Origin of the sequence: Paenibacillus arenilitoris (assembly GCF_014705655.1) — a bacterium.
Lineage (GTDB): Bacteria > Bacillota > Bacilli > Paenibacillales > Paenibacillaceae > Pristimantibacillus > Pristimantibacillus arenilitoris.
Genome location: NZ_JACXIY010000027.1, coordinates 1 through 16039, shown reverse-complemented (window position 1 = coordinate 16039; position 16039 = coordinate 1). Strand labels below are relative to the sequence as shown.

Below are 16039 nucleotides of genomic sequence, written 5' to 3'. Positions count from 1 at the left end.
GCCGGACGGTCCTGCCTAAGCAGGGCCGTTTATGTTTACGGCGAAGCGTATCCTGTTAAATTAGTATCATCCGGATTAAGATGTTGCCATGTTATCAAGGCGGAAATCGCTTTAAGATAGACGTATGGCAAGCCATACAACACCTAACACGACTACTCAAACGGAGGTCACCTGCTTATGAAAACTTGGATCAAAAAGTCGGTAGCGGTATCGCTTCTGACCGTGCTGGCCGCGGGCTGCAGCGGCGGTAACGGCGGTACGGCCGGCGGGACCGGCGATGGCGGAAAGCCTACCTTGACGCTGTGGATGAAGAAGCAGCTGTTCGAGGACCAGAACACGATGATCGCGGAGCGCGCCAAGCAGTTCGGCGAAGAGAACAACGTGAACGTAAACGTCGAGATTATCGCTTACGAAGATTTTTATCCGAAATGGACGGCCGCGATCGAGTCGAAGTCGGTGCCGGACGTATCGTTCTTCGGCTATCAGGAGATCGGGCAATTTTACGGCAAAGGCGTTCTGGAGGATTTGAGCGGGTCCATAAGCGAATTGGAGTCCGCGAACGGCGAGATCGTCGCGAATACGAAAAAGGCGGTTACGTTCGACGGAAAGCAATACGGCGTGCCGTTCTGGACCGAAACGCAAGTGCTCTACTACCGCAAGGACCTGCTTGAAGCCGCCGGCTTCACGGCGCCTCCCGCGACGTGGGAGGAATTCCGGGAGATGGCCAAAGCGCTGACCGATACGAGCAAGGGTTTGTACGGCGCGGGCATGGGCTACGGCAAAGGCAACTCGGACGCGGAGTTTTTAACGAGAGGCATTATATGGTCGTACGGCGGCTCGGTCGATACCGAGGACGGCAGCGACGTCATCGCCGATTCGCCGGAAACGGTGCAGGCGGCATCGTTTATCCGCGATATATTCATGACGGACAAAAGCGTGCCGCCGAGCGCGCTCGGCTGGGATGACAGCGGAAACAACAAAGCGTACCTGAGCGGCCAGGCCGCGATGATCTTCAACACGGGAAGCGTGCTCGCTTCGCTCAAGAAGGACAACCCCGACCTGTACGAAAAAACGGGGATCGCGCCTTATCCCGCGGGGCCGAAGGGGCAGTTCATTCCGGGCATCAGCAATTACCTCGGCATCTTCAAGGATTCCAAAAACAAGGAGCTCGCGCAGTCGCTGATCGAATACTTGCTGGATGACGAATGGTACAAAACCTGGATCGAGAAGGGCGCGCCGCTGACCGCGCCGGTGTATGCCGAGCTGTCAAAGGAGCCGATCTGGCAGGACGAGAAGAACAAGGCGTTCGTCGAGTCGGTGGAAGGCTTCTACTTCCTCGGCCACCCCGGCGAGTACAACCCGAAAGCGGGCGAAGCGTTCAACCTTCGCATCGTCAACGACATGTTTCAGAAGCTGCTGCTTGAACCGAGCTATACGCCGGAGGCGGCGGTGAAGGAACTGGACGCGAAGCTGCAAGAGATTTACGGCAATTAAAATTTACGCCGGCGACGGAATATAACGCTTCGCGCGTTCGATCCTTCGCCGGTTTCGCAAGGCGGGAGGCGTCATGAGAACGAAATACGACAACAAGCTGGCTTATCTGCTAATGAGCCCCGTGCTGGTCTATCTGCTTGCCGTGATGGTGCTTCCGTTCGGCTGGGCGCTCTATCTCAGCTTCACGAACAAGGTCGTCGGCATGCCCGCGGTATTTACCGGTCTCAGCAATTATGCGGAATTGGTCCGGGATTCCTTGTTCTGGAAGGCGACTTGGAATACGATTCTTTTTACGGCGGCGGCCGTGTTTTTCAAAACCGTGTTCGGCATGGTCATGGGACTCGTGCTGAACGAAAAAATCGTGTTCCGCAACCTGTTCCGCGTCCTGCTCTTTCTGCCGTGGACGATTCCGACGATCGTGTCGGTGTTCACATGGCAATGGATTTACTCCGACGTGGGCGGCGTGCTTAACTTTCTGCTTCTTAAATTGCATGTGATCGACCGTCCGCTCGGCTGGCTGGCCACCCCGGATCTGGCCATGTTCTCGGTCATCCTCGTCAACGTGTGGCGCGGCATTCCGTTCATGGGCATCGCGATTCTGGCCGGTCTGCAGACGATATCGAAAGACATCTACGAAGCGGCGATGCTGGACGGCGCCGGGGCGATCAAGCGGTTCATCCATATGACGCTGCCCTCGGTGAAGGAAGTGACGATTATGGCGGCCGTCATGACGACGATCTGGACGCTGAACGATTTCGAAATCATCTGGCTTCTGACGCGCGGAGGACCGTCCAACGGCACGCAAGTCTTGTCGACGCTCAGCTACACGATCGGATTTTTGAACATGAGTCTTGGCAAAGCGATCGCCATCGCCATTATGACGATGCCGCCGTTGATCCTTCTGATCAACTACGTGACGAAGCGTTCGCTAACATCCGGAGATTAGGTGATGCATGATGGAAAATAAATCGATAGGCAAACAAATACTCGTCTACGGAACGCTGGCGGTCATGTTGGTATTCGCCTTGTTCCCGCTGTACTGGATGCTCAATACGTCGTTCAAATCGCAAGGCGAGATATACAACCTGACGCCGACCTTCTGGCCCAAGGCGTTCGGATGGGAGGCGTACGACAAGCTCATTTCGGAGAAAGGGTTTCTCGGCAACGTCAAGAACAGCCTGCTTGTTTCGCTTAGCGTTTCGCTGTTCTCGATTTCCATCAGCATGTTCGCGGCGTATGCGATATCGAAGCTTCATTTCAAGGGCAGGAACTTGATTTCGCGCGGCATTCTGTACGCTTATCTGATGCCGAGAGCGGTATTGTTCATCCCATTGTACATGCTGGTTTCCGCCATCGGCGCGAGCAACTCGGTCTACGGGCTTATGCTGATCTATCCGACGATTACGATTCCGTATGCGACCTGGATGCTGATTTCGTACTTTAAATCGATTCCGGTCGAGATCGAAGAAGCCGCGATGATCGACGGCTGCAGCAGGGCGCGGACGCTGCGCAGCATCATTTTTCCGCTGGCGGCTCCCGGACTCGCGGCAACGTTCATCTTCTCCTTTACGCTTTGCTGGAGCGAATATTTGTATGCGCTTGTCGTCGTGACCAAAAGCGCGGACAAGACGATCACGCTCGGCTTGTCCGAGATGATCGTGGGCGACGTATTCGCCTGGGGACCGCTCATGGGCGGATCGATCATCGCATCGATTCCGGTCATCGTCATGTATCTGTTCACGTCAAAATTTATGGTCAGCGGGATGACCGTCGGAGGCGTAAAATAATGGAAAAAACGAAAAAGGTTTTGGTGACGGCAACGAACTATTCGGCGCTCTGCCCGGAAGCGAAGCGGCTGCTCGAGGAAGCCGGTTGCGAAATCGTCGAGAACCGGCTCGGCCGGCCTCATGCCCGCGAGGAACTGATCCCGCTCGTAACCGACATCCACGGCGTCATTGCAGGCGTGGACACGTGGGATGAAGAGGTTTTTCGGCTTGCGCCGAATTTGAAAGCGATTGCGCGATTCGGCGTAGGGGTGGATAACATCGATTTGGCGAAAGCTTCCGAGCGCGGGATCAAAGTTTCCAATGTTCCGGGAGGGAACGCGAACGCGGTAGCCGAGCTCGCCGTCGGGTTGATTTTGTCGCTGCTTCGAAACATTCCGGCGTTGCAGCAGTCCGCAAAGCGCGGGCATTGGGACCGGCGCGTGGGCGAAGAGCTGGCGGGCAAGACGGTCGGGCTGCTCGGCTTCGGACATATCGCGCAGATGGTTGCCCGCAAGCTGCAAGGGTTCGAGGTCCGGCTGATCGCCTTCGACAAATACCCGAATGAAGCCAAGGCAAGCGAGCTCGGCGTCGAACTGGCGTCCTCGGACCAAGTGCTGCTCGAGAGCGACATCGTGAGCATGCATCTTCCGAGCCTGAAGGAAACGCGCCATATGATGAGCCATGCCCAGTTCGCGATGATGAAGTCTTCCGCTTACTTCATTAATACGGCGAGGGGGGCCCTCGTCGACGAAGAGGCTCTCTATAAGGCACTGCATGAGCGAATGATCGCAGGTGCGGCGATCGACGTATTCGAGGTCGAACCCGTATCCGCGGACAACCCATTGTTCCGGCTCGACAATTTGCTGGCAACGCCGCATACGGCTGCCGAAACGGCCGAAACGTACCGCCGGGTAGGTCTTGTGACGGCACGGGCCTTGCTGGATGTATTCGCCGGGAAGGACCCCGCGAATCTGCTGCGGGCATGACCGGATGAAGGGGAGCGTTCCGGTGGAAGAAAAGGTTGTTGTCGTAGGCAGTCTGAATATGGATATCGTCGCGCATGTCGACAGGCTGCCGAAGGAGGGAGAGACGATTCAAGGCTTCGGTGTCTATGAGGCGCCTGGCGGGAAAGGGGGCAATCAAGCGGCTGCGATTGGGAAGCTTGAGGTGCCCGTATCGATGATCGGCAGAATCGGCTCGGACGCGAACGGCGACAGCTTGCTTGCCTCCCTTCGCCAGTCCGGCGTGAATACCGAGGCCGTCCTGGCAACGGAGAGCGCTACTGGGCTTGCGTTCATCGCGGTGGACGAAGCGGGGAGCAATCAGATCATCGTCGCGCCCGGCGCCAACGGCGAGCTGTCCGCAGCCGATATCGAGGGGCAGAGGCAGCTGTTCGAACAATGCAGCCTCGTCGTCCTGCAGCTGGAAATTCCGCTGGAGACGGCGCTTTATGCGCTCAGGCTGGCGAAGCAACTTGGCAAGACGACGATACTGAATCCGGCTCCGGCCCGACGGCTGGATGCGGAGTTGCTTGGCTGCGTCGATTATCTCATTCCGAACGAGCATGAGCTGCTGGCCATGACGGGCAAATCGGAGCTTGACGAGGCCGGGCTTTCGTCGGCCGCTGCGGAACTGCTTGAAAAAGGAGCGAAAGCGATCGTCGTGACGCTCGGGGATAAGGGCTGCTTTTACACGGACGGGGCGGTTTCCGAATATTTCGGCGCCATCCGAGTGGACGCGCTGGATACGACGGCGGCGGGCGACAGCTTTATCGGCGGTTTTGCGGCCGGCTATGCGGTAGAAAGGGATGTTCGCAAGGCAATCAGGCAGGCGATCGCAGCCTCGTCGATTACGGTGACGAGGCGCGGCGCGCAAAGCTCGCTGCCGTCGAGGGACGAAGTAGACTCGCAATTAAATAGAAGAAAGGCAGGGAAACGGGCATGAAACGATTATTTGGGGTTACGACCGCCATGGTCACGCCGTTTACATTGGATGGGCAAGTCGATTTGAAGAAGGTGGAGCAATTAACGGAGTTTTTGATCGGCAATGGCGTACATGGCCTGTTCCCGCTCGGTACGACGGGCGAAATGATCCGGTTGTCGGTAGCGGAGCGCAAGCAGGTCGCCGAAACGGTCATACGGACGGCGGCGGGCCGGGTAACGGTGTTCATTCATGCCGGCGCGGCGACATTGGCCGACACGGTCGAGCTTGCGCTGCACGCCCATGCCGCAGGCGCAGACGGGATCGGCGTCGTCACTCCGTTCTTCCTCGGGGCGAGCGACCTGGAGCTGGAGCGTTATTACGTAACCGTCGCCTCCACGCTTCCGGACGATTTCCCGATTTACTTGTACAACATTCCGCAATGCGCCGCAAACGATCTCAAGACCGAAGTGGCGGAGCGGGTGCAAGCGGCTTGCAGCAACGTGGTCGGCATCAAATACAGCTATCCGGATTTCCTTAGGACGAATGAGTACTTGAGTATTAACGGCGGAAATTTTTCCGTCATGCAGGGAGCGGACCGCTTGTTCCTTCCGGCGCTCGCCATGGGCTGCGATGGCGTTATCTCCGGCGTGTCCTGCGTCTATCCCGAGCCTTTCGTCGCCGTATATAACGCTTATATGAACAAGGACTTGGAAAGAGCAAGGGAGCTGCAACGGATAGCGATCCGATACTGCGAGGTGCTAAAGAGCGGCAGCAATATGTCCTATTTCAAGGAGGCGCTGAAGCTGAGAGGCATCGACGCCGGGTTCATGCGCGCGCCGCAGCTGGATTTGGACAAGGCGGAAGTACGCGAGCTGGAGCGAAAATTAAGCGAGCTTCCGGCATGGAGCTAGCGGGATGACCGGATCGTTTCTCCCCTAATCTATCGGCCTCGGCTGAGGGCGGCGTCGATTTCCTCTTATTACCATGGAATCTACGATTTGGCTTATAGTAGAGTAGGACAGGTAGGAGGCGATAGATTAGATGGTGAAATTATCCGGAAAATTATTGGCGGCCTGCCTGGCGGGCATGCTGCTGCTGCCGTCCGGGCTGCATGCCGCGGGCGCTTCCCAAACGACGATTTACGTGGACGGCAAGCCGTTAAAGACGGCGGTGTCGATGCAGAACGACCGGCAGCTGGTGCCAGTCGCGTTTTTTCGCAGCGTGAAGGCCAGCGTCGGCTGGAGCGCGAAGTACCGCTCGGCGGTCGTTAGCAAAAACGGCGTAACCATCGGCTTCCCGTCCGGCAAGCGCTTCGCTGATTACGCAGCGGGGCAATCGGGGCAGTGGCAGCGCGATTACTTAATGACCAAGACAATGAACGCAGGCGGCAGCGTCTATGTTCCGCTCGCGTATACGGCGAGAAAGCTGGGGCTTGCCGTCCGATACGACGCGGGTTCCAAAACGACCTCGATCAGCACATCAGGCGTGAACAAGCTACATACGCAGAGCGCCGCCGAAACCGCCGTAAGCTTGGGAGCGGTGTCGCAGGAGGACTTGAAATGGCTGTACCGGATTACCGAAGCGGAAGCGGGCGGCGAAAGCTATAAAGGGAAGACGGCCGTCGCCGCATCGATCCTTAACCGCGTCAAGAGCCCGGAGTGGCCGAAGACGATTAAGGATACGATTTTCCAAGTGACGAAGTTTAACGGCGTATCCTATTATCAATACTCGCCGGTACTCGACAAGCGGATCTACGAGGTGACGCCCAGCCGAGAAACGAAGCAAGCGGTGCAGGCCGCATTGGACGGGGAAGACCCGAGCAAGGGAGCGATCGTCTTTTACAACCCCGACAAAACGGATAACAAGTGGGTACGCACCAAAGACGTGACCGTCGTTATCGGCAATCATGTTTTTGCTAAATAGCGTGCTTGTAGGGAAAGAAATGGCGGCGCCAAGGAGCGCCGTCATTTCTTGCTTTATTCCTTGGCGCGATCCGGTGAATTTTATAGACCTGATCTGTCACGCGGCCGCCTGATGAGCTTATTTTCGTCGTATCCGAACAGAGCTTGCTACGTCTTGCACGGCCTGCCACACCGCACAAACGCCAAAATAAGTGCTTTTTCGCTCTTATTGGCTGTTGACTGTAGTTACTTTGCCGCAATTAGCGCGATTTTCGCACTTATCGTGTTCATTCGCCCAGCCTGCCACGCAACACCACTCTAATGAATATGTATTCGCTCTTATCGGAAACTCAATATCGATCGTTTAATGGTGGCTGCGCCCTGGGGGTAATTTCAAAAATTGAAATTAGAAACGAAGGAGCAGAATGAACCGGGGAGTTAGTTTCAAATTTTGAAACTATACCATATAATTTCGATGTGAGTAGCTTAATTCGCGCTGTTTAATTTCAAATATTGAAACTAAATCGGGGTAGGATGGGATTGGAATCGGTTTAGTTTCAAATATTGATATTACAATCGCCTTCAAGAGGCCTGTCGTCGTCGAAAGTTATCGAAAACGCGTATGCGAGCGGCAGGCGCGAAGGAGTGAAGGGAACGGGGGCGAGCGGGCGAACGGGGACGAACTAGCGAACTGGCGCGAAACCAAAAATCAGAGCTGTCTCCCAGGCCGCTTCGCGACCTAGGAGACAGCTCCATTGTTTGTTTATACGCTGCCGGAGGGCGATCAGTAGCCTTTACCTGTGCCTAAGCCTCCAACTCCGTAAGGGCCGTAACCGCCGCAGAAGAAGCCGCAGCTACAAGCGATGATGACCAACAGGATGAACAATACAAGAATGACGCCGATGCTCGTGTGAGCACCGCCTACAAGTCCGGACATTGATCCTTGCACCTCCTTGTTTCTTGGGTACATTGTAAATTATGCATAGGTATTCATCCTTGCTTGGGTGTTTATCCCGTATGGATATTCACCCATACCCATATGGCGCAATACCGGCCGGCGGCTGCTTGGCATGCCGCTGGCTTCAGCCGTCCCAGACGTCATGCGCCGCAGGACGCTTGGCAAACGACGGCCGGTATGCGATTATGGGACTGTCAATTTATGCGTTAGCGGGAAAGGGGAATGCCGCATGAAATGCGCGGTGCTGGACGATTATCAACGAGTCGCCATGTCCATGACGGATTGGTCGACGCTCTCGGAGCGGATCGATATTCAGGTGTACAACGAACATTTCGAATGCGAGGAAGAGCTGGCCGCCGCGATCGGCGACTGCGAAATCGTGGTCATTATGAGGGAGCGGACTCCGTTCCGCGCTTCGCTCTTCGAGCGGCTGCCGCGCCTGAAGCTGCTCGTGACGACGGGCATGCGCAACGCCTCCGTCGATCTGGCCGCCGCGGCGGAGCGAGGCGTCACGGTGTGCGGAACGCGCGGGGGAGGCGAAGGGACGACCGAGCTGACCTGGCTGCTCATCCTCGGTCTGGCGAGGAAGCTGACGCAGGAGAACGGCGCGCTGCGAGAGAACGGGCCGTGGCAGAGCACGGTCGGCGTCGACCTCTGCGGCAAACGGCTCGGCCTGCTCGGTCTTGGCCATATCGGAAGCAACGTCGCCAGAATCGGACAGGCGTTCGGCATGGAGGTCTCGGCCTGGAGTCCGAACTTGACCGCGGAGAGAGCCGCGGCCGCAGGCGTTGCGCTTGCTTCGTCCAAGGACGAGCTGCTCGCGGCCAGCGACTTCGTCTCGATTCATCTCGTGCTCGGCGATCGAACCAGAGGGCTGATCGGCGCAAGGGAGCTCGGACTCATGCGTCCCACCGCTTATTTGATCAACACGTCGCGGGCGCCGATCGTCGATCGCGACGCGCTGATCGACGCCCTTCGCCGCGGAGCGATCGCCGGCGCCGGGCTGGACGTGTTCGAGCGGGAGCCGCTTCCCGAGGACGATCCGCTCCGCCGGCTCCCGAACGTGCTGGCGACGCCTCATATCGGATACGTGACGGAAGCGGCGTACCGCGGTTTTTTCCGCGGGGTAGTCGAGGATATCGAAGCCTATTTGAACGGCTCGCCCGTGAACGTGCTCGGCTGACGGATAGCCGAACGAATCGTCCGCCTCGCGGCATTGAAGCGATCATGCACTTCAATGCCGCGAGGTTATTTGGCGTCCGGCAATCCTAGCTAGCGCACCAGCTCGATAAATTTGGTCGCCGAGCTCGATAGCGGCATGTTCCGCATCGTCATGATGCCGACGTGGGAAGGCGGCAGCTCCACGTCCAAATGAATTTCGAAGAGCGAGCCTTCTTCGAGCTCCTTCGTAACGAACTCCCTGGTTACATAGGAGATGCCGAGTCCCCGGCGCGCGAACTCGATCAGCAGATCGACGCTTCCGACCTCGATCTCGGGCTTTAGTTTGTAGCCGTAGCTTTGGAACAACTCCGTAATGGCCATCCTGGCCCGGCTGTTGCGCGAGAAAAGAATGACGGGATGCTCGAGCAGCCGGTCGAGCGACAGCGCTTCGTCCTTAAGCTCGGCGTAGCGCTCGCCCGCCACGAAGCAATCCTTCAGCTGAATGCTCTCGCGCACCTCCAGCTGGGGATCGACGATCGGCATGCGGACGACGCCGAGATCGATTTTGCCTTCCTTCAGAATAGCCATGATCTCCGGCGTCGTCCCGTGGTTGAGGTGGAGCCGGATGCCCGGGAACCGCTGGTGAAATTCTTCCAGGTACGGCAGCAAATAATGCTTGAACAACGAATCGCTGCCGCCGATCCGCAGCTCGCCGCTGTCCAAATTTTTGAGCGCGGCCATCTTCTCTTCGGCCAACGAAATTAAAATATGGGATTGCTCAATATAAGAATACAGAATGGCGCCCTCCTGCGTCAGGGCGACGCCCTTCGACGTCCGGTAGAAGAGCGTGATGCCGAAGCTGTCCTCCAGCTGCTTGACGGCGTGGCTGACGCTCGGCTGCGTGAGATACAACGTTTTGGCGGCTTGGGTCAAGCTGCCCGTTTTGGCGGCCCAATAAAAGACTTTGTACAGCTCGTAATTGTTGGTCATAGACGTCATCTATAGCTCCTGTGAAATATATTAATTACTTGTATGGCTGCTATCCGTATTATAGTGGAATTACGAAAGAGAAACCAGAGCTTTTGGAAGGAGAAGGAAGATGGAGCCAATTACGTTTGTTTTGTTTGGCGCGACAGGGGATTTAGCCAAAAGAAAAATATACCCGGCCCTGTTCAATTTGTTCATCGACAAAAAGCTGCCGCAAGCTTTTAACTTGATTGGCCTCGGACGAAAAGAGCTTTCCGACGCGACGTTCCGGGACAACGTCGGGAAGTCGATTCGGGATTTTTCCAGACGCCAAGCGAAGGACCCCGCGCTCGTCGACGAATTTTTGCAGGCGTTCCGGTACAGCGTCCTCGATATCGGCCGCAAGGAAGATTACCGGAAGCTGCTGCTGCTCATCGAACAGCGGGAAGAGGAGCTGAAGCTCCCGCCGAATCGCATGTTCTATCTGTCCGTAGGACCCGAGTTTTTCGAAACGATCGCCGAGAATATCCAGGACAGCGGGCTCGGTTCCGCGCAAGGCTGGAAGCGCCTCGTGATCGAGAAGCCGTTCGGACACGATTTGCAGTCCGCCCGTCAGCTTAACCGGAAGCTGAGCGAGGCCTTCACCGAAGACGAAATTTTCAGAATAGACCATTATCTCGGCAAGCCGATGGTGCAGCGGCTCGAATCGTTGCAGCAGACCAATCCGGTCATCCAGGCGCTGTGGAACAACCGCCATATCGCCAACGTGCAAATAACGGCGGGCGAAACCGTCGGCGTGGAGGAACGCGCGGGCTATTACGACCATGTAGGCGCCGTCAGGGACATGTTCCAGAACCATATGCTTCAACTGCTTATGATGACGGCGGTTCAGCTGCCCCACAAGAGCGGCTCGGACAAGGTTCGCTTTAAGAAAAAAATGGTAATGGAGGCGCTCGAGCCGCTGCAGAAGCAGGATGTCGCCGCAAGCGTCATCCGCGCGCAGTACACGGCGGGCATCATTCAAGGCAAGCCGGCGGCCGGATATACGTCCGAGCCGGGCATCGCGCCTTCCTCCATGAACGATACGTTCATAGCCGCCAAATTGCATGTCGACGATTATTTCTGGCGGGGCGTTCCTTTCTACATCCGCACGGGCAAACGGATGAAAGAGAAGGCGACGCGGATCGTCATCGAATTCAAGGAACCGGCCTTGCAGGCCCAGCCTTCGACCGACGAGCGGACCGAGCCGAATCTTCTCGTCATCGAGATGAGCCCGAGCGAGAGCATCACGCTTCAGCTTAACGCCAAGGATTCCCGGAACAAAGGGGAGTTCAAGCCCGTTCAAATCGACCTGCATCCGAACAAGGTGGAGCTTCCCGAGGCTTACGAAAATTTGATTCACGACGCGCTGCGCGGCGACCCGACGTTCTTCGCGCACTGGGACGAAGTCGAATTGGCCTGGGCGTGGGCGCAGCCGATCCTGGACGCTTTCGAAGAAAACCTCGTTCCGCTTCGCTATTATGAGGCGGGCACATACGGCCCGGCCGAGTCCGACGCGCTGCTCGCGCAGGACGGCTTCCGCTGGTGGTTCGATTCCGAACCCGAGCAGCAAAACGAAATTGAAGCAGAGGAAGGGAAACAATATGCCTACAACGCAAACCATTGATCAACTCGCGATCGACACGATCCGGACCTTGTCCATCGATGCGATCAACAGCGCCAATTCGGGTCATCCGGGACTCCCGATGGGAGCCGCGCCGATGGCGTACACGCTTTGGTCCCGATTTTTGAACCACAATCCGGGCCACGCCAAGTGGTTCAACCGCGACCGCTTCGTTCTGTCGGCTGGCCACGGTTCGGCTCTGCTGTACAGCCTTCTGCATTTGTTCGGCTACCAGGTGTCGATAGACGATCTGAAGCAATTCCGCAAGCTGAACAGCAAAACGCCCGGACATCCGGAATTCGGCCATACGGACGGCGTCGACGCGACGACCGGGCCGCTCGGCCAAGGCATCGCCAATGCCGTCGGCATGGCGATGGCCGAAGCCCATCTGGCCGCGAAGTTCAACCAGGACGGCTTCCCGGTCGTCGATCATTATACGTACGCGCTCGTCGGGGACGGCTGCCTGATGGAAGGCATTTCCTACGAGGCGATGTCGATGGCGGGGCATATGAAGCTGGGCAAATTAATCGTATTGTACGATTCCAACGACATTTCCCTGGACGGGGATCTTAACCTTTCCTTCGGCGAAAACATCCGGAAGAGAACGGAATCGGCCAATTGGGAATATTTACGGGTAGAAGACGGCAATGATATTTCTCGAATCGCCGATGCGATCGCGGCAGCCAAACAAAACGTTTCGCAGCCTACGCTCATCGAGATCCGGACGATCATCGGTTACGGCAGCAAAGCGGCGGGCACGAACAAAGTGCACGGCAATCCGCTCGGCAAGGAAGAAGCGAAAGCGACGAAGGAAGTATACGGCTGGCAGTACGAGGAAGAGTTCGCCGTTCCGGCGGATGTCAGGGCGCATTTCGAGCAGCTGAAGCGCGATGGCGCGGACAAGGAAGCGGAATGGAACAACCTGATCGCCTCGTATACGGCGCAATATCCGGAGCAGGGCAAAGTGCTCGCGCAGGTCATCGACGGCAAAGTATCGATCGATGCGGCGGACATCCTGACGTTCGACGCTTCCAAAACCGTCTCGACCCGCGTCGCCAGCGGCGAAGCGATCAACCATTTCGTCAAAACCGTTCCTTCGATCTTCGGGGGCAGCGCCGATCTGTCGCATTCGACGATGACGGATATTAAAGGGGAACAAAAATTCGCCGTCGAGTCCTATTCGGGAAGAAATATTTACTTCGGCGTACGCGAGCATGCGATGGGCGCCGCCGGCAACGGCATGGCGCTGCACGGAGGCGTCAAGCCGTTCGTCAGCACGTTCTTCGTCTTCAGCGATTACCTGCGCCCGTCCATACGGCTCGCCGCGCTGCAGAAGCTGCCCGTCACTTATGTGTTCACCCATGACTCGATCGCGGTCGGGGAAGACGGACCTACGCATGAGCCGGTCGAGCATTTGGCCGCGCTGCGCACCATTCCGGGCCTCACCGTCATCCGGCCGACCGACGCCAACGAAACGGCAAGCGCATGGGCTTACGCGCTGCAGCAAAACGACGGACCGGTCGCTCTGGTGCTTAGCCGGCAGAACCTCCCGATCTACGAAGCGACCAAAGCGAATGTAGAAGGCGTAGCAAAGGGCGGTTACGTCCTTGCGGAAACGAACGATTCACCTGACGTCATCCTGATCGGCACCGGATCCGAGGTATCGCTTGCGGTTAACGCCAAAGCGGAGCTCGAGAAGGAGAATATCTCCGTACGCGTCGTGGCGATGCCGAGCCGGGAGCTGTACGACCGCCAGCCGGAAGCCTACAAACAAACTGTGCTTCCCGAAGCCGTAACGAAGCGCGTCGCCATCGAAGCCGGCATTTCGCTCGGCTGGGACCGCTATGCCGGACCTGGCGGCAAAGTCTTGTCGATCGACACGTTCGGCGCATCCGGCCCGGGCAATCAGGTGATGGAATATTTCGGTTTCTCCGTAAGCAACGTGGTTGACCTTGCAAAAGGCCTTTTGAAATAAAAAGCTCGATTTTTTCAAAAAATAAACCCAATAATCGGAGGTAGTGTACAATGAAATTTTTTATCGATACCGCAAACGTGGAAGACATCAAAAAAGCATATAAAATCGGCGTCCTGTCCGGCGTGACGACGAACCCATCCCTGGTGGCGAAGGAAGGCGTGAAATTCGAAGACCGGATCGAAGAAATTTTGAAAATCGTGCCGGGCGTCGAATCGGTGTCCGCGGAAGTAACGCCGGACGCGCTTACGGCCGATGAAATGATTGCGCAAGCGAACGAATTGATCAAAATCAACAATAACGACAAAAACATCACGATCAAGCTTCCGATGACGCTAGCCGGGCTCGAGGCTTGCCGTTACTTGACCGAAAAGGGCGTAAAAACGAACGTGACGCTCATTTTCACGGTGAACCAAGCGCTTCTTGCCGCGCGCGCGGGCGCTACGTACGTCTCCCCGTTCCTTGGACGCCTCGACGACATCTCGGAAGACGGCGTGCAGCTCGTGACCAAGGTCGCCGAATTGTTCCGCATCCATAACCTGGACTCGCAAATCATCGCCGCTTCCGTCAGACATCCGGATCACGTCACCCGCGTCGCGATGGCCGGCGCGCATATCGCAACGGTGCCGTTCGCGGTCATTGAGCAAATTTCCAAGCATCCGCTGACGGATCAAGGCATGGAGAAGTTCGCCGCAGACTGGAAAAAAACGGTTCTATAAATAAAAAAGCCTTCGGCAAGTAGAAGGCATAGGGGAGATGGAACAGATGGCCATCACATTCGATTATTCGAACGCATTATCTTTCATCCAGCAGCATGAAGTGGATTATTTCGGCGAGTTCGTGAACACGGCACACCGGATGCTCCACGAGAAGCAAGGCCCGGGTTCCGACTACTTGGGCTGGGTCGATCTTCCGCTTGCGTACGATAAGGAAGAGTTCGCCCGGATCAAGCAGGCGGCGGAGCGCATTCGCGGCAATTCCGACGCGCTCGTCGTCATCGGCATCGGCGGTTCGTATCTGGGCGCAAGGTCGGCGATCGAAGCGCTGTCCCATACGTTCTACAATCAGATGAGCGGAAATACGCAGGTTTATTTTGCCGGTCAGAACATTAGCTCGACGTACATTACGCATTTGCTTGAGCTGCTCGAAGGGAAGGACGTTTCGTTGAACGTTATTTCCAAGTCGGGAACGACGACCGAGCCGGCGATCGCCTTCCGGATTTTGCGCGATTACATGGAGAAGAAATACGGAAAAGAAGAAGCGAAAAAACGGATTTTCGCGACGACAGACGCCTCCAAAGGCGCTTTGAAAAAGCTGGCCGACGAGGAAGGGTACGAAACGTTCGTCATTCCCGACGACGTGGGCGGCCGCTATTCCGTCCTGACGGCGGTAGGACTGCTGCCGATTGCCGTCGCCGGACTGAACATCGACCGTATGATGGAGGGAGCGGCGGCCGCCGCCCGGAAATACAACAATCCCGATCTCGCGACGAACGAAAGCTATCAATACGCGGCCGTTCGTAATGCGCTATACCGCAAAGGAAAAACGATCGAGCTGCTCGCGAACTTCGAACCTGCTCTGCATTATGTCTCCGAATGGTGGAAGCAGCTGTTCGGCGAAAGCGAAGGCAAGGACCAGAAGGGACTGTACCCCGCATCCGTCGATTTCACGACGGACCTTCACTCGATGGGGCAATATGTCCAGGAAGGCCGCCGCGATCTGATCGAGACGGTGCTCTCGGTGGCGAAGCCGCGCGTTGAGCTCTCGATCGAGAAGGATGCGGGCAATCTGGACGGCCTTAACTTCCTCGCGGGCATGACGATGGACGAAGTGAACCGGAAGGCGGCGGAAGGAACGCGTCTTGCGCATGTCGACGGCGGCGTGCCGAACCTGATCGTCGAGCTGGACGAATTGAACGAATACACGTACGGCGAAATGGTGTACTTCTTCGAGAAGGCATGCGGCGTCAGCGGCTTGCTGCTCGGGGTGAACCCGTTCGACCAGCCTGGCGTTGAAGCATACAAGGTCAATATGTTCGCGCTGCTCGGCAAACCCGGCTTCGAAGCGCAGAAAGCCGAGCTTGAGAAGCGGCTATCCGGAACCGGACAGGAATAAGAGGGAGAGAGAAACCATGAAAAAACAACAAATCGGCGTTATCGGACTAGCCGTCATGGGCAAAAATTTGGCCCTTAATATTGAAAGCAGAGGCTTCACGGTATCGGTATACAACCGTTC

14 protein-coding genes are annotated in these 16039 nt (G+C 56.8%); 13 read left to right on the top strand and 1 reads right to left on the bottom strand.

Features of this window, described 5'->3' with window-relative positions; all coding sequences use genetic code 11:
- Positions 1–177 precede the first annotated feature (177 nt).
- The 8 genes from IDH41_RS21175 (at position 178) to IDH41_RS21140 (ending at position 9225) form a co-directional block, all read left to right on the top strand.
- Positions 178–1494, top strand: a complete 1317-nt coding sequence (locus tag IDH41_RS21175) for an ABC transporter substrate-binding protein (protein WP_190864582.1) — start codon at positions 178–180, stop codon at positions 1492–1494.
- A gap of 73 nt (positions 1495–1567) precedes the next feature.
- A complete protein-coding gene (locus IDH41_RS21170) occupies positions 1568–2440 on the top strand; it encodes a carbohydrate ABC transporter permease (protein ID WP_190864580.1) in 873 nt (290 codons plus the stop codon).
- A gap of 7 nt (positions 2441–2447) precedes the next feature.
- Positions 2448–3281, top strand: coding sequence for a carbohydrate ABC transporter permease (locus IDH41_RS21165; protein ID WP_223829927.1), 834 nt, complete (start codon positions 2448–2450; stop codon positions 3279–3281).
- Positions 3281–4246, top strand: a complete 966-nt coding sequence (locus tag IDH41_RS21160) for a phosphoglycerate dehydrogenase (RefSeq protein WP_190864578.1) — start codon at positions 3281–3283, stop codon at positions 4244–4246. The genes IDH41_RS21165 and IDH41_RS21160 overlap by 1 nt, the downstream gene beginning before the upstream one ends.
- Before the next feature lie 22 nt (positions 4247–4268).
- Positions 4269–5204: a ribokinase gene (gene rbsK, locus IDH41_RS21155; protein WP_190864576.1), complete on the top strand. Its 936-nt coding sequence runs from the start codon at positions 4269–4271 to the stop codon at positions 5202–5204.
- Positions 5201–6094, top strand: coding sequence for a dihydrodipicolinate synthase family protein (locus tag IDH41_RS21150; RefSeq protein ID WP_190864574.1), 894 nt, complete (start codon positions 5201–5203; stop codon positions 6092–6094). The genes rbsK and IDH41_RS21150 overlap by 4 nt, the downstream gene beginning before the upstream one ends.
- Positions 6095–6224: 130 nt before the next feature.
- Entirely contained in the window at positions 6225–7106 is an 882-nt protein-coding gene (locus IDH41_RS21145) for a cell wall hydrolase (RefSeq protein ID WP_190864572.1), read from the top strand.
- Between the two features lie 1165 nt (positions 7107–8271).
- Positions 8272–9225, top strand: a complete 954-nt coding sequence (locus IDH41_RS21140) for a D-2-hydroxyacid dehydrogenase family protein (protein WP_190864571.1) — start codon at positions 8272–8274, stop codon at positions 9223–9225.
- Between the two features lie 89 nt (positions 9226–9314).
- Here IDH41_RS21140 and IDH41_RS21135 read toward each other — a convergent pair whose 3' ends face one another.
- Positions 9315–10193 carry a LysR family transcriptional regulator gene (locus tag IDH41_RS21135; protein WP_190864792.1) on the bottom strand — a complete coding sequence of 293 codons (879 nt, stop codon included), beginning with the start codon at positions 10191–10193 and terminating at the stop codon, positions 9315–9317.
- A gap of 109 nt (positions 10194–10302) precedes the next feature.
- Here IDH41_RS21135 and zwf point away from each other — a divergent pair, with 109 nt between their 5' ends.
- The 5 genes from zwf to IDH41_RS21110 form a co-directional block, all read left to right on the top strand.
- The gene (gene zwf / locus IDH41_RS21130) at positions 10303–11835 is read left to right on the top strand and encodes a glucose-6-phosphate dehydrogenase (protein WP_190864569.1); all 1533 of its coding nucleotides are present in this window, start codon (positions 10303–10305) and stop codon (positions 11833–11835) included.
- The gene (gene tkt, locus IDH41_RS21125; protein ID WP_190864568.1) at positions 11813–13807 is read left to right on the top strand and encodes a transketolase; all 1995 of its coding nucleotides are present in this window, start codon (positions 11813–11815) and stop codon (positions 13805–13807) included. Before zwf ends, tkt begins: the two co-directional genes overlap by 23 nt.
- 50 nt (positions 13808–13857) lie before the next feature.
- A complete protein-coding gene (gene fsa, locus IDH41_RS21120; RefSeq protein WP_190864566.1) occupies positions 13858–14523 on the top strand; it encodes a fructose-6-phosphate aldolase in 666 nt (221 codons plus the stop codon).
- Positions 14524–14569: 46 nt separating this feature from the next.
- Positions 14570–15919 carry a glucose-6-phosphate isomerase gene (locus IDH41_RS21115; protein ID WP_190864564.1) on the top strand — a complete coding sequence of 450 codons (1350 nt, stop codon included), beginning with the start codon at positions 14570–14572 and terminating at the stop codon, positions 15917–15919.
- Positions 15920–15935: 16 nt separating this feature from the next.
- Positions 15936–16039, top strand: a 104-nt coding sequence (locus tag IDH41_RS21110) for an NAD(P)-binding domain-containing protein (protein WP_190864562.1), incomplete at its 3' end; no start/stop codon positions are given.